This is a genomic window from Streptococcus mitis (genome assembly GCF_002860865.1).
GTDB lineage: Bacteria > Bacillota > Bacilli > Lactobacillales > Streptococcaceae > Streptococcus > Streptococcus mitis_AT.
The window spans coordinates 14,483-29,302 of sequence record NZ_PKIE01000002.1 but is presented as its reverse complement, the minus strand read 5'-3'; the positions used below and the strand labels follow the sequence as shown (position 1 = coordinate 29,302).

Genomic DNA, 14,820 nt, shown 5'->3' with positions numbered 1-14,820 from the left:
TAAAGGAGTAAAGATGAAAATTTTACTAGTAGATGACCACGAAATGGTCCGATTGGGCTTGAAAAGCTACTTTGACCTCCAAGACGATGTAGAAGTTGTGGGTGAGGCGTCCAACGGGTCTCAAGGCATTGAGTTGGCCTTGGAACTGCGTCCAGATGTCATTGTCATGGATATTGTCATGCCTGAGATGAATGGGATTGACGCGACCTTAGCTATCCTTAAAGAATGGCATGAAGCCAAGATTTTGATTGTGAGCTCTTACTTGGACAATGAAAAAATAATGCCGGTTTTGAATGCTGGTGCTAAAGGCTATATGCTCAAGACTTCTAGTGCCGACGAACTGCTCCATGCTGTCCGTAAGGTGGCTGCTGGGGAGTTGGCCATTGAGCAAGAGGTCAGCAAGAAAGTCGAATACCACCGCAATCACATAGAACTACATGAGGACCTGACTGCGCGTGAGCGAGATGTTCTTCAACTCATCGCCAAGGGCTACGAAAATCAGCGCATCGCAGACGAACTTTTTATCTCTCTCAAGACGGTCAAGACGCACGTGTCTAACATTCTTGCCAAACTTGAGGTTAGCGATCGTACACAAGCTGCGGTCTATGCTTTTCAGCACCACTTGGTGGGGCATGAGGATTTTTAGATGAGTCTAACAGATTTACTTGAGGAGCTAGAAGCAGCAAAAGATCCTAAAAAGCAGGGCCTATGGAGGTCTATATGCGCCATCAATTTTCCTTTCTAGGCGTTGCGGCGCCAGAAAGAAATAAACTCTATAAAAAATACTTTCCAGAAGCGAAAAAAACAAAGATTATCGATTGGGATTTTGTAGATACTTGCTGGAGAAAGGAGCCTAGAGAATACCAATATGTAGCTGCTAATTATTTGAAAGCAATGCAGTCTTATCTAACGGAGAACGATTTACCTAAGCTTGAGCGGTTAGTCGTCACAAAATCTTGGTGGGATACGGTAGATATCCTAGATCGAGTAGTAGGGAGTTTGGTGTATGAGAAGCAGGAACTGGAAAAAATAATCCTCCAATGGAGCCTGTCAGACAATATCTGGTTGAGACGCGTCGCTATTGACCACCAGTTGTTAAGAAAAGAGAAGACCAATGTTCAATTACTGGAAAAGATTCTGCTTCATAATTTGAATCAAACAGAATTCTTTATCAATAAAGCCATTGGCTGGGCTCTGAGAGACTACTCTAAAACGAATCCAGCTTGGGTAGCATGCTTCATTGAGAAAAACAAGGAAAGAATGACTGAACTTAGTATCAAAGAAGCGAGCAAGTACCTCTCCCATCATTGAAAAGCGCGTTCATTACTTGAAAAAAGTCGCCCATTTATGTTATAATAGACTGTATTTAAAAAATTTTAAGGAGAAATGACAGAATGTCTGTATCATTTGAAAACAAAGAAACAAACCGTGGTGTCTTGACTTTCACTATCTCTCAAGACCAAATCAAACCAGAATTGGACCGTGTCTTCAACTCAGTGAAGAAATCTCTTAATGTTCCAGGTTTCCGTAAAGGTCACCTTCCACGCCCTATCTTCGACAAAAAATTTGGTGAAGAGTCACTTTACCAAGACGTTATGAACGCTCTTTTGCCAAATGCTTATGAAGCAGCTGTAAAAGAAGCTGGTCTTGAAGTGGTTGCTCAACCAAAAATTGACGTAACTTCAATGGAAAAAGGTCAAGACTGGGTTATCACTGCTGAGGTCGTTACAAAACCTGAAGTAAAATTGGGTGACTACAAAAACCTTGAAGTATCAGTTGATCTAGAAAAAGAAGTAACTGACGCTGACGTTGAAGAGCGTATCGAACGCGAACGCAATAACTTGGCTGAATTGGTTATCAAGGAAGCTGCTGCTGAAAACGGCGACACTGTTGTCATCGACTTCGTTGGTTCTATTGATGGTGTTGAATTTGATGGCGGAAAAGGTGAAAACTTCTCACTTGGACTTGGTTCAGGTCAATTCATCCCTGGTTTCGAAGACCAATTAGTAGGTCACTCAGCTGGTGAAACTGTTGATGTAGTTGTAACATTCCCAGAAGACTACCAAGCAGAAGACCTTGCAGGAAAAGAAGCTAAATTCGTGACAACTATCCACGAAGTAAAAGCTAAAGAAGTTCCAGCTCTTGACGATGAGCTTGCAAAAGACATCGATGAAGAAGTTGAAACACTTGCTGAATTGAAAGAAAAATATCGCAAGGAATTGGCTGCTGCTAAAGAAGAAGCTTACAAAGATGCAGTAGAAGGTGCAGCAATTGATAAAGCTGTAGAAAACGCTGAAATCGTAGAACTTCCAGAAGAAATGATTCACGAAGAAGTTCACCGCTCAGTAAACGAATTCCTTGGAAACTTGCAACGTCAAGGTATCAACCCTGACATGTACTTCCAAATCACTGGAACTACTCAAGAAGACCTTCACAATCAATACCAAGCAGAAGCTGAGTCACGTACTAAGACTAACCTTGTTATCGAAGCAGTTGCCAAAGCTGAAGGATTTGATGCTTCAGAAGAAGAAATCCAAAAAGAAGTTGAGCAATTGGCAACAGACTACAACATGGAAGTTGCTCAAGTACAAAGCTTGCTTTCAGCTGATATGTTGAAACACGATATCACAATCAAAAAAGCTGTTGAATTGATTACAAGCACAGCAACAGTTAAATAATCTTAATAGACAAAAAACCCACCTGCCTAGGTGGGTTTTCTTATGCACTATTTTCCAAAAATCTCTCTGAGGTCTGCGTCTGTAATCCCAATCATAGCTGGAATACTGGTCCAGTTTTCTTCGGTTAGGATGTAGGATTGTTCAGAGTTACTTGATGTGACTGTTTCAGAGACAGCTGGTTGCTTTTCTTCAACATTCTCCAATAAATCACTGAAGCGTTCAATCAGATAGGTTTTTCGGGCAGTTCCAATGTGTTGGGTAGCATAATCAAAGGCCTGCAATTCACCTAGTAAGATAAGCTTGCTTTTGGCGCGTGTAATGGCTGTATAGATGAGATTGCGCTCCAGCATACGCCTACTAGCACTAGTGATAGGTAGGATGACAACAGGGAACTCACTTCCCTGTGATTTATGGATACTCATGGCATAGGCTAAGCGAATCTTGTACCATTCGTTACGTGGGTAAGAGACCTCATTGCCATCAAAATCAATGATAATCTCGTCTTGTTTCGATTCGGTATATTTACCAGGAATCAGGTCTGTGATAGCTCCTAAATCTCCATTAAAGACATTGATTTCAGCATCGTTGACCAAGTGAATGACCTTATCTCCCTTACGATAGTGGCACTGGGGAGCTTCAAAACTGAGTTGGTCTTTTTGTGGTGGATTCAGGAGGTCTTGCATGAGCTGGTTGATGGCATCAATCCCTGCCGTCCCTCGGTACATGGGAGCCAGAACTTGGATATCACGGGCAGGAATACCACTTCTGAGGGCAGCACCTAAGATTTTTTCAATAGTAGCAGGAATATGGCCACTAGCAATTTCAAAGTAGGAACGGTCTGCTCTTTTCTGGGTGAAATCAGCTGGCAAGATGCCCTGTCGAATTTGACTAGCTAGGGTGACGATGGTTGATTCTTCGCTTTGCCTGTAAATTTTTTCCAAGCGAGTCTGAGGAATCAAGGGAATATGAAGCAGATCCGCTAGAACCTGTCCAGGACTGACAGACGGTAGCTGATCGCTATCCCCCACGATGAGAATTTTACTGTTAGAAGAGATATTGGAGAAGAGTTGATTGGCCAGCCAAGTATCCACCATGGAAAATTCATCTACGATGATAAAGTCGGCATCCAGATAATCTTCAAGATGGCTGGTATCATCGTCACCTGTCATTCCTAAATGACGGTGTATGGTCGCGCTAGGCAAACCTGTCAATTCATTCATGCGGCGAGCTGCTCGTCCAGTTGGAGCAGCAAGAAGAATCGGCAGATTGCTTTTTTTCTTGAGGTCAAGTCCTTCTAAAAGGGCGTAAACAGCGATGATACCATTGATAACCGTTGTCTTACCAGTACCAGGTCCACCTGTCAGAATAAAGACCTTGTTCTGGATAGCATCACAGATAGCTTGTTTTTGAATACTATCATACTCAATTCCCAGCTCTTCCTCGACAGTAGTGATATGTTTTTGAATGGTTTCTAAATCCTGGCTCTTCTGTTTTCCTTTTTCAAGGATACGAACCAAGTGACTGCGGATGCCTTCCTCAGCGAAAAAGAGGCTGTTGTCAAAAATCTTGGTATCAATCTGCTGAACCTTGTCTTCTTCAATCAAGTAGGAGAGTTCTTGGGCTACTTGGCTGGGGTCCAGTTCCACGGGGCGAGAAGATTCAAGGAGAGTAAGGGTTTGTTCTAGCAAATCCCGTGCTTCAACATAGGTATCCCCTGTTTCCATACAGGCCTGAAAAAGACTGTGAACTAGACCGGCACGAAAGCGTTCAGGAGCCTGACTTTCGATGCCTAGTTCCTCCGCTAATTGGTCAGCAATGGTAAAGCCCAAGCCCTTGATATCCTCAACCAGCTGGTAGGGATAATTTTCAACCACATCAAGGGTTTCTTCCTTGTAAAAGTCTTGAATTTGAAAGGCTAGTTTATTGGGAATGCCGTAGTTGGCTAGTTTGGCCAAAACCATCTCCGTTCCGTAGTTGAGACGAAGTGTGGAGACGAATGCCTCGCGATTTTTGGCAGAGAGTCCTGCGATACCTTCTAGCTTTTCCGGGTGTTGTAAAATTTCGTCAATGGTATTGTCACCATAGGTATCCACGATTTTCTGAGCTGTTTTGAGACCAATTCCCTTGAAATGGCTACTTGAAAAGTACTTGACCAAGCCCTTGCTAGTTGGTTTTGAGCGTTCATACCGGCTGATTTGCAGTTGCTCCCCATACTTGGAGTGCTGGACAATTTGCCCCCAAAAAGTATAGTCTTCTCCCTCAATTACATCAGCCATGGTACCGGTGACAATGATTTCAAAATCATCAAAATCCTCTGCGTCCGTATCTTCGATTTCTAGGAGGAGGATGCGATAAAAATTGCTGGGATTTTCAAAAATAATCCGTTCAATGGTTCCTGAAAAATAAACTTCCATAAAATTCCTTTGCATGAATAGGTGAGATTTTTACTATAGTCAATAAACGATCACTTCTCACGATAGAAGAAGAGGCTGAGATTCTTGATTCTCGGCCTCTTAGGTCTCTTAAAATGTTCCGATACGGGTGATTGGCCAGAAGCGGAATTTAGCTTCCCCTGTGATATCTTTTGCTTTGAAGGTACCTACGTGGCGGCTGTCGCTCGAAACCAAGCGGTCATCTCCGAGGAGAAGGTATTCTCCTTCTGGAACAGTAAAGCTAAAATTGGTATTGTAGTTGACATCAACTGTGAAGGCTTGAGCTTTTTCAGCGATACTTCTAAAGAAAGTTCCTTTATTTCCTTCAAATCCCTTGCCTGAGTAGGTGCTTTGGAGTTTGTCGTCCTTGAAGCGTTTGATGTAGTCAGCTAGGTAAGGCTCATCCGTCTCTTTATCATTGATGTAAAGTTTATCGTTTTCGTAACGGATGGTGTCACCAGGCATTCCGATGACACGCTTGACGATGTCCTTATTGCCATCTTCCTCATGGGCAACCACGATATCAAAACGGTCAATAGGGAGGTGTTTGACAACAAAGAGGATTTCGCCATCCGCTAGGGTAGGATCCATGGAATGCCCTTCTACGCGGACATTACTCCAAAAAAAGATACGACTTAAAGCTAGTAATGATAGAATCAGGAGGAACAATCCCCACTCTTTTAGGAAATTTTTAAATGAATTCATAACTTACCTTTCTAAGCGTTTTTTCGCTTTTTCAGTATTTTTAAAGTGCAATTTGGCGCAGAAATTGAGTCCCTGCATACCATAGGCTTGTAAAATCTGGCTAGCCACCTTGTCAGAAGCCGTTCCAGCTCCACTTGGAAGTTGATAGCCCAGTTCTCGTCCCAGATTTTCAAGATTTTCCAGAAAGAGATCACGCGCAATGACAGAAGAAACTGCGACAGCCAAGTATTTGCCCTCAGCCTTTTCTTCTAAGCTGATAGGATTGCTGAAACGATTGGCCTCTTGTGCCAAGTACTTGTCATAATTTTTAGCACTGGTAAAGGCATCAATCACAATTTTCTCAGGTTGAACACCTTTTTGAAGGAGGAGGTAGATAGCCTGATTATGGAGGGCTACCTTAACCGAAACAGCATTGTAGCGCTCTCCGATGACCTCGTTGTACTTGCTTGGTGAGAGAAGCAGTGCCTGGTGCTGGATTTTTTCTTTGAGGATAGGGGCAATCTGACGGATCTTTTGGTCGGTCAGAGTCTTAGAATCTCCCACACCGAGTTTTCGTAAGAAATCATGCTGGTCAGGTGTGACAAAGGAAGCCACAACTGCAAGCCCACCAAAGTAGGAACCATTTCCAACCTCATCTGTTCCAATCAAAGGGAAATTTTGTCCGCTGGATTCTTCTACAACCTCATAGCCCAAGAAACTGGCGTATTTCTCAGCTCCTTCACCCTGAAGCAAGACCTTTCCAGAAGTATAGATAGAAACCGTTGCTTGAGGTAGTCGCAAAAAGTAGCGGATATAGGGATTCTTGCTGGGAGCCAGACTGGTTTGATAGTGTTCAAGAAAAGCCTGAATCTCCTTTTCACTTGGTGTGAGTGTTATACTTGCCATAGTTTCTATTGTACCACAAAAGCAGGCAAATTTGTAAAAACTGACAAAATTAGCGAATTTTGGTATAATATCGTGAGGTGAATTTTATGGCAAATCTAAATCGATTCAAATTTACATTCGGGAAAAAATCATTAACCTTGACAAGCGAACATGATAATCTCTTTATGGAGGAAATCGCTAAGGTTGCGACAGAAAAATACCAAGCAATTAAAGAACAAATGCCTAGTGCAGATGATGAAACAATCGCTCTTTTGTTGGCAGTCAACTGTTTATCAACTCAGCTCAGCCGTGAGATTGAATTTGACGATAAGGAGCAAGAGCTAGAAGAACTCCGTCACAAGCTTGTGACTTGTAAGCAAGAACAGAGCAAGATTGAGGATTCCTTATGATTTCACTCCTTCTTCTATTGATCTTGGCTTGGGGATTTTATATCGGCTATCGAAGAGGCCTGCTCTTACAGGTCTATTACCTGATTTCAGCCCTGGCATCGGCTTTTGTGGCTGGCCAGTTTTACAAGGGGCTTGGAGAACAATTCCATTTATTACTCCCTTATGCAAATCCGCAGGAAGGTCAGAGAACTTTCTTTTTTCCATCGGATCAACTCTTTCAGTTGGATAAGGTCTTTTACGCAGGGATCGGCTACTTGCTTGTATTTGGGATTGTCTATAGCATCGGTCGTTTGCTTGGTCTCCTCTTACACTTGATTCCTAGTAAAAAGCTTGGTGGTAAGTTGTTCCAAGTTTCAGCAGGAATCTTGTCCATGATGGTGACCTTATTTGTCTTGCAAATGGCTTTGACCATCTTGGCGACCATCCCCATGGCAGCTATACAAAATCCTCTTGAAAAGAGTATCGTCGCAAAACACATCATCCAGAGCATACCGGTAACAACCAGTTGGCTCAAACAAATTTGGGTGACAAATTTAATCGGATAAAAAGGGCAGGAGTTTTCCTAGCCCTTTGTTTACAGATTGACTCGAATCTATCAGAATGTAAAAAGCCATCACACCTAGACATTCAAAGACAAGGAAATAACGATGAATAAGAAAATATTAGAAACATTAGAGTTCAATAAGGTCAAGGCCTTGTTTGAACCCCATTTGTTGACTGAGCAGGGCTTGGAGCAATTGAGACAACTGGTTCCGACTGCCAAAGCAGATAAAATCAAACAGGCTTTTGCTGAGATGAAGGAAATGCAGGCTCTTTTCGTCGAGCAACCGCATTTTACCATTCTCGCAACCAAGGAAATCGCAGGAGTCTGCAAGAGATTGGAGATGGGGGCGGACCTCAATATCGAGGAGTTTCTACTCTTGAAGCGCGTGCTTCTTGCCAGCCGAGAACTGCAAAGTTTTTACGCCAATCTGGAAAATGTCAGCTTGGAAGAATTAGCCCTCTGGTTTGAGAAATTACACGATTTTCCGCAATTACAAGGAAATCTCCAAGCCTTTAATGATGCAGGTTTCATTGAAAATTTTGCCAGTGAAGAATTGGCGCGCATCCGTAGAAAAATCCATGATAGCGAGAGTCAGGTACGCGATGTCTTGCAAGACTTGCTCAAGCAAAAAGCGCAGATGTTGACAGAAGGGATTGTTGCCAGCAGAAATGGCCGTCAGGTTTTACCAGTCAAAAACACCTACCGCAATAAGATTGCAGGTGTTGTTCATGATATTTCTGCCAGTGGAAATACCGTCTATATCGAACCCCGTGAGGTGGTCAAACTGAGCGAAGAAATCGCTAGTCTGCGAGCAGATGAGCGCTATGAAATGCTTCGCATTCTCCAAGAAATTTCTGAGCGTGTCCGCCCTCATGCGTCTGAGATTGCCAATGATGCTTGGATTATCGGCCATCTGGACTTGATTCGTGCCAAGGTCCGCTTTATTCAAGAAAGACAAGCAGTCGTGCCTCAGCTGTCAGAAAATCAGGAAATTCAACTGCTCCATGTCTGCCATCCTTTGGTCAAAAATGCTGTCGCAAATGATGTTCATTTTGGCCAAGATTTAACAGCCATTGTCATTACAGGTCCTAATACAGGTGGAAAAACCATCATGCTCAAAACCCTGGGCTTGACGCAGGTGATGGCCCAGTCTGGTTTGCCGATTTTGGCAGACAAGGGAAGTCGTGTTGGTATTTTTGAAGAAATCTTTGCCGATATTGGCGATGAGCAGTCTATTGAGCAGAGCTTGTCTACCTTCTCTAGCCACATGACCAATATTGTGGATATTCTTGGCAAGGTCAACCAACATTCACTTTTACTCTTGGATGAGTTGGGGGCTGGTACAGACCCTCAAGAAGGAGCTGCTCTTGCCATGGCTATTCTGGAAGACCTTCGCCTGCGTCAAGTCAAAACCATGGCGACCACCCACTATCCAGAACTCAAGGCCTACGGTATTGAGACAGCTTTTGTGCAAAATGCCAGCATGGAGTTTGATACTGCGACTCTTCGCCCGACCTATCGCTTTATGCAGGGTGTTCCTGGCCGAAGCAATGCCTTTGAAATTGCCAAACGTCTAGGCCTATCTGAAGTTATCGTAGGAGATGCCAGTCAGCAGGTCGATCAGGACAATGATGTCAATCGTATCATTGAGCAACTGGAAGAGCAGACGCTTGAAAGTCGTAAACGCTTGGACAATATCCGTGAGGTGGAGCAAGAAAATCTCAAGATGAACCGTGCTCTTAAAAAACTTTACAACGAGCTCAATCGTGAAAAGGAAACTGAGCTTAATAAGGCGCGTGAACAAGCTAGTGAGATTGTAGACATGGCCCTAAGTGAAAGTGACCAGATTCTCAAAAATCTCCACAGCAAATCCCAACTTAAACCCCACGAAATCATTGAAGCCAAGGCCAAGTTGAAAAAATTGGCTCCTGAAAAAGTAGACCTATCTAAAAACAAGGTTCTTCAAAAGGCCAAGAAAAAACGAGCTCCAAAGGTGGGAGATGATATCGTGGTGCTCAGTTATGGCCAGCGTGGTACCTTGACCAGTCAACTCAAGGACGGCCGTTGGGAAGCCCAAGTTGGCTTGATTAAGATGACCTTGGAAGAGAAAGAATTTGACCTTGTTCAAGCCCAGCAAGAAAAGCCAGTTAAGAAGAAACAAGTCAATGTCGTGAAACGAACTTCTGAGCGAGGACCTCAAGCCAGACTGGACCTTCGAGGCAAACGCTATGAAGAGGCTATGAATGAGCTAGATGCCTTTATCGACCAAGCCCTACTTAACAATATGGCTCAAGTTGATATCATCCATGGTATCGGAACAGGTGTTATCCGTGAAGGTGTCACCAAATACCTACAAAGAAACAAACATGTCAAGAGTTTCGGCTATGCCCCACAAAATGCTGGAGGCAGTGGTGCGACCATTGTGACATTTAAAGGATAGCAGTATTCTGGACTTTATAAAGTAAAAACTGTTGAACTAATTTTTACTAATAAACACATTGACAAAAGACAACATTTTTTGTAAAATAAGAATCAATTAAATACCAACACCGAATGAAGTTTAATAGAAGTGGGGAATCGTTTGATTTTTCATGACTGTAAATGGACGGAACTCTGGAGAGACCGTAAAGGCACCGAAGGGGCAAGGCAGGCAACTGCTCAAACTCTCAGGTAAAAGGACAGAGCTAGGATAGACCGCTTTTTAGCATTTATCTAAGCATTCCAGAGTACATGTATCTTGCATGTGCTCTTTCTTTTGGGGTTGAAAAGATAGGAGAAGGAAATGTTAGAATTGCTTAAATCAATTGATGCTTTTGCTTGGGGACCACCCCTCTTGATTTTATTGGTCGGGACAGGGATTTACCTAACTGCTCGTCTAGGACTCTTGCAGGTTTTGCGTCTCTCTAAGGCCTTTCAGCTTATTTTTATCAAGGATAAGGGGCATGGGGATGTCTCCAGTTTTGCGGCCTTGTGTACAGCCCTGGCAGCGACAGTTGGTACGGGAAATATTATCGGGGTGGCGACAGCTATCAAGGTCGGTGGACCAGGAGCTCTCTTTTGGATGTGGATGGCGGCTTTCTTTGGAATGGCAACCAAGTATGCGGAAGGTTTATTAGCTATTAAATACAGGACTAAAGACGATAACGGTGCTGTTGCAGGAGGTCCCATGCACTATATCCTCCTAGGGATGGGAGAAAAGTGGCGACCACTTGCCATCTTTTTTGCCATCGCAGGTGTCTTAGTAGCTTTGTTGGGAATCGGAACCTTCACTCAAGTCAACTCGATTACAGAATCTATCCAAAATACGACGACTATTTCGCCAGCCATCACAGCTCTTGTGTTGTCTGTATTTGTAGCAATTGCAGTCTTTGGCGGGCTCAAGTCCATTTCAAAGGTTTCAACTACTGTTGTTCCTTTTATGGCTATTATTTATATTTTGGGAACTCTTACAGTTATTTTCTTTAATATCGGGAAAATTCCTGCCACAATCGCTTTAATCTTGACCTCAGCCTTTAGTCCTGTTGCTGCGGTAGGTGGATTTGCCGGTGCTAGCATTCGGATGGCTATTCAAAATGGTGTGGCGCGAGGTGTGTTCTCGAACGAATCTGGTCTGGGTTCGGCTCCCATTGCAGCAGCTGCAGCTAAGACAAACGAACCAGTAGAGCAAGGTTTGATTTCTATGACAGGAACCTTTATTGATACACTCATTATCTGTACTCTGACTGGTTTGACCATCTTGGTGACTGGTGTTTGGAGTGGTGACTTGAATGGAGTGGCTTTGACTCAGTCAGCCTTTTCAACGGTCTTTTCACACTTTGGGCCTGCCCTCTTGACCATCTTCCTTGTGCTCTTTGCCTTTACAACGATTCTAGGTTGGAACTACTATGGAGAACGCTGTTTCGAGTTTCTCTTTGGGGTTCGTTTTATCTGGCTCTACCGTGTGGTTTTTGTGCTCATGGTCTTGTTGGGAGGATTTATCGAGTTGGATATGGTTTGGATTATAGCAGATATTGTCAATGCCTTGATGGCTCTGCCAAACTTGATTGCCCTCTTAGTCTTGTCGCCGGTCGTTATTGCTGAGACTAAAAAGTATTTTAATAAATAATGAAATCACACATCGCGTGTGATTTTTTCTTTCATAAAAAATTTCTATCGGTATAATTTAAAATATATATTATACACGGTATAGAATCTGTGATAGACTAGATTTCAACAACATGAAAAGAGGTTTTATGATGACAACATTTACAATTCATACAGTAGAATCAGCGCCAGCAGAAGTGAAAGAAGTTCTTGAAACAGTAGAAAAAGATAATAATGGCTATATTCCCAATCTAATCGGTCTCTTGGCTAATGCACCGACTGCTTTAGAGGCTTATCGTACTGTCGGAGCTATCAATCGTCGCAACAGCCTGACACCCGTTGAGCGTGAAGTGGTGCAAATCACTGCAGCCGTGACCAATGGTTGTGCCTTCTGCGTCGCAGGTCACACAGCCTTTTCAATCAAACAAATCCAGATGAATGATGATCTTCTGCAAGCCCTTCGCAATCGTACTCCAATCGAAACAGATCCTAAATTGGACACCCTAGCTAAGTTTACCTTGGCGGTTATCAATACCAAGGGTCGTGTAGGAGATGAAGCCTTGGCTGAGTTTCTAGAAGCTGGTTACACCCAACAAAATGCCTTGGATGTGGTTCTTGGTGTTAGCTTAGCAAGCCTCTGTAACTATGCTAACAACCTAGCCAATACACCAATTAATCCAGAATTGCAACCTTATGCTTAATTCATATCTGAGTAAAATGAAGTCTGAAATCAACGGACTTCGTTTTTTTAAGTCCTCATTTAAGCGCTTTTATGCTATACTGAAACTAACATGATTATTGGAGGTTAGGATGAAAAAACTCCCCTTGGTATTTTCTGGTTGTTTGCTAGGTTTAGCAGGAGCTGGAAATCTTATTTTAGATACGTTGCCGGTTCTATCCCATCTGTTGAGTCTTACTGGCTTAGTTTTGTGGATATACTTTCTGCTTCTACATCTCTTTAATTGGAAGGAAACTAAGCAAGAATTGACCAAGCCTCCTCTTTTGTCAGGAATGGCGACCTTTCCCATGGCTGGGATGATTTTATCGACTTATGTCCTACGCCTGTTTCCCAATCTTTCCTTGGTAGCACAAGGGCTCTGGTGGTTTTCATTTCTCTTGGATTTGGCTTTGATTGCTACTTTTACCATCAAATTTGCCTGTCCAGGTCGGAGGGTCAATGCGACTCCAAGCTGGACGGTGCTCTATGTGGGAATAGCAGTAGCGGCCTTGACCTATCCTCTTATTGGAATCATTGAAATTGCCTATGCGACCTTGAGTTTTGGTTTTGTCTTAACCTTCTATCTCTATCCGCTTATTTATAGGGATTTAAAGAAAGATCCACTCCCAGTGGCCTTGCTTGGACAAGAAGGAATCTACTGTGCTCCCTTTTCCCTACTCTTGGCTTCCCTAGTTCGAGTTGGAGGAGCAGGTCTACCGACTTGGCTCTTGATCGTCATGATTTTGGCATCTCAGTCCTTCTTTTTCTTTGTTTTGACTCGCCTGCCCCATATTTTAAAGCGAGGATTTCAACCAGCCTTCTCAGCCCTCACCTTCCCCACCATTATCACGGCCACATCGCTCAAGATGGTTCAGGGAATTTTGAAACTTCCATTTCTGGATTATCTGGTGTTTGCTGAAACCGTTATTTGCCTAACTATTTTATTCTTTGTATTGGGTGCTTATCTGATTTGGTTACGAAAAAAGGTCTAGCTAGAAATAGCTAAACCTTATTTTTTATGGTTTGATAACTTCAGCACCACCCATGTATGGACGAAGTGCTTCTGGAATAGTTACAGAACCATCTGCATTTTGGTAGTTTTCAAGAATAGCAGCAACTGTACGTCCAACTGCAAGTCCAGAACCGTTCAAAGTGTGAAGGAGTTTCACCTTGCCATCGGCTTCATCACGGTAACGGATTTGGGCACGACGGGCTTGGAAATCTTCTGTATTTGAACAGCTTGAGATTTCACGGTAAGTATTTTGCGCCGGAATCCACACTTCCAAGTCGTAAGTCTTAGCAGCTGAGAAGCCCATATCTCCTGTAGAGAGGGCAACGACACGGTATGGAAGGTTGAGTTTTTGAAGAATATTTTCAGCATTGGCTGTCATCTTTTCCAATTCTTCGTAAGATTCTTCTGGTTTGGCAAATTTGACCATTTCAACCTTGTGGAATTGGTGCAGACGAATCAAGCCACGTGTATCACGACCGGCAGAACCAGCCTCAGAACGGAATGATGGACTCATAGCGGTAAAGTAGATTGGCAGGTCTTTACCGTCAAGAATTTCATCACGGTAGTAGTTTGTAAGAGGCACTTCAGCTGTAGGAATGAGGACATAATTAGTGTCTTTCAATTCAAAAGTATCTTCCTTAAATTTTGGATATTGACCAGTACCAAACATAGAGTCATGGTTAACAATGTATGGTGTGATAACTTCCGTATAGCCTTCTTTACCGTGCTCATCCAACATAAAGTTGTAGATAGCACGTTCCAAACGAGCACCGAGTCCTTTATAGAAGAGGAAGCGAGCTCCTGTTACCTTACCACCGCGTTCCCAGTCAAGGATACCCAAGTCTTCACCAAGATCCCAGTGAGCTTTTGGCTCGAAGTCAAACTCGCGTGGAGTACCCCAACGGCGAACTTCCACATTGTCATCTTCATCAGCTCCGATAGGAACACTGTCAGCAGGGATGTTTGGAAGAGTAGTGGTAAATTCTGTCAATTTAGCATCGATGTCCGCCAATTCAGCATCCAAGGCTTTGACTTCAGCAGATAGGGTTTGCATCGCAGCAATCTTGTCATCGGCATTTTCCTTGTTGCGCTTAGCTTGGGCAATCTCAGCAGAAACTGTGTTACGTTCTGCTTTTAGAGTTTCAACCTTGACCAAGATGTCACGACGTTTAGCATCGATTTCTTTCATCTCATTTAAGATAGCAGCATCTACACCACGTGTAGCTAATTTTTCAGCGACAGCCTCAAAATCTGTGCGAATACGTTTAATATCTAACATAAGAACTCCTTTATGAAAAAAGCACACCTGACAAAGCGTTGGAGTGGCAGGGCCACGGTTCCATCCAACTTCACAGGTGTGCACTTGATTGTATA

At 43.2% G+C, this 14,820-nt stretch carries 12 protein-coding genes, 1 pseudogene and 1 riboswitch; of the genes and pseudogenes, 9 read left to right on the top strand and 4 right to left on the bottom strand.

Going from position 1 to position 14,820, the window contains the following annotated elements; translation table 11 throughout:
* Positions 1-13: 13 nt before the first annotated feature.
* From CYK18_RS04545 to tig, 3 genes and pseudogenes are all read left to right on the top strand, one after another.
* The gene (locus CYK18_RS04545; RefSeq protein WP_101785353.1) at positions 14-646 is read left to right on the top strand and encodes a response regulator; all 633 of its coding nucleotides are present in this window, start codon (positions 14-16) and stop codon (positions 644-646) included.
* A pseudogene (locus tag CYK18_RS04540) lies at positions 647-1,311 on the top strand (DNA alkylation repair protein).
* A gap of 83 nt (positions 1,312-1,394) precedes the next feature.
* A complete protein-coding gene (gene tig / locus CYK18_RS04535; RefSeq protein ID WP_060805224.1) occupies positions 1,395-2,678 on the top strand; it encodes a trigger factor in 1,284 nt (427 codons plus the stop codon).
* Between the two features lie 47 nt (positions 2,679-2,725).
* On the opposite strand, the gene recD2 is transcribed toward tig, so the two are convergent.
* The 3 genes from recD2 to rnhC all read right to left on the bottom strand — a co-directional run bounded on the left by recD2 (position 2,726) and on the right by rnhC (position 6,700).
* Positions 2,726-5,092: an SF1B family DNA helicase RecD2 gene (recD2, locus tag CYK18_RS04530; RefSeq protein WP_101785349.1), complete on the bottom strand. Its 2,367-nt coding sequence runs from the start codon at positions 5,090-5,092 to the stop codon at positions 2,726-2,728.
* Between the two features lie 108 nt (positions 5,093-5,200).
* Entirely contained in the window at positions 5,201-5,815 is a 615-nt protein-coding gene (gene lepB / locus CYK18_RS04525; RefSeq protein ID WP_004245100.1) for a signal peptidase I, read from the bottom strand.
* A gap of 3 nt (positions 5,816-5,818) precedes the next feature.
* Complete coding sequence (gene rnhC / locus CYK18_RS04520) at positions 5,819-6,700, bottom strand: ribonuclease HIII (protein WP_101785346.1); 882 nt, start codon at positions 6,698-6,700, stop codon at positions 5,819-5,821.
* An 86-nt stretch (positions 6,701-6,786) separates the two neighbouring features.
* On the opposite strand from rnhC, the gene zapA reads away from it, so the two are divergent.
* The 6 genes from zapA (at position 6,787) to CYK18_RS04490 (ending at position 13,426) form a co-directional block, all read left to right on the top strand.
* A complete protein-coding gene (gene zapA / locus CYK18_RS04515; protein WP_000002019.1) occupies positions 6,787-7,089 on the top strand; it encodes a cell division protein ZapA in 303 nt (100 codons plus the stop codon).
* The gene (locus CYK18_RS04510) at positions 7,086-7,634 is read left to right on the top strand and encodes a CvpA family protein (protein WP_101785344.1); all 549 of its coding nucleotides are present in this window, start codon (positions 7,086-7,088) and stop codon (positions 7,632-7,634) included. The genes zapA and CYK18_RS04510 overlap by 4 nt, the downstream gene beginning before the upstream one ends.
* A 102-nt stretch (positions 7,635-7,736) precedes the next feature.
* A complete protein-coding gene (locus tag CYK18_RS04505; protein WP_101785343.1) occupies positions 7,737-10,073 on the top strand; it encodes an endonuclease MutS2 in 2,337 nt (778 codons plus the stop codon).
* A 163-nt stretch (positions 10,074-10,236) separates the two neighbouring features.
* Positions 10,237-10,325, top strand: a riboswitch (glycine riboswitch).
* Positions 10,326-10,415: 90 nt separating this feature from the next.
* Positions 10,416-11,738, top strand: coding sequence for an alanine/glycine:cation symporter family protein (locus tag CYK18_RS04500; protein ID WP_101785341.1), 1,323 nt, complete (start codon positions 10,416-10,418; stop codon positions 11,736-11,738).
* 130 nt (positions 11,739-11,868) lie between these two features.
* Positions 11,869-12,417, top strand: a complete 549-nt coding sequence (locus tag CYK18_RS04495; protein WP_000206768.1) for a carboxymuconolactone decarboxylase family protein — start codon at positions 11,869-11,871, stop codon at positions 12,415-12,417.
* Between the two features lie 109 nt (positions 12,418-12,526).
* Entirely contained in the window at positions 12,527-13,426 is a 900-nt protein-coding gene (locus CYK18_RS04490; RefSeq protein WP_101785339.1) for a TDT family transporter, read from the top strand.
* Positions 13,427-13,450: 24 nt separating this feature from the next.
* Here CYK18_RS04490 and serS read toward each other — a convergent pair whose 3' ends face one another.
* On the bottom strand, positions 13,451-14,725 hold the full coding sequence (serS, locus tag CYK18_RS04485) for a serine--tRNA ligase (protein ID WP_101785337.1): 1,275 nt from the start codon (positions 14,723-14,725) through the stop codon (positions 13,451-13,453).
* Positions 14,726-14,820: the final 95 nt, after the last annotated feature.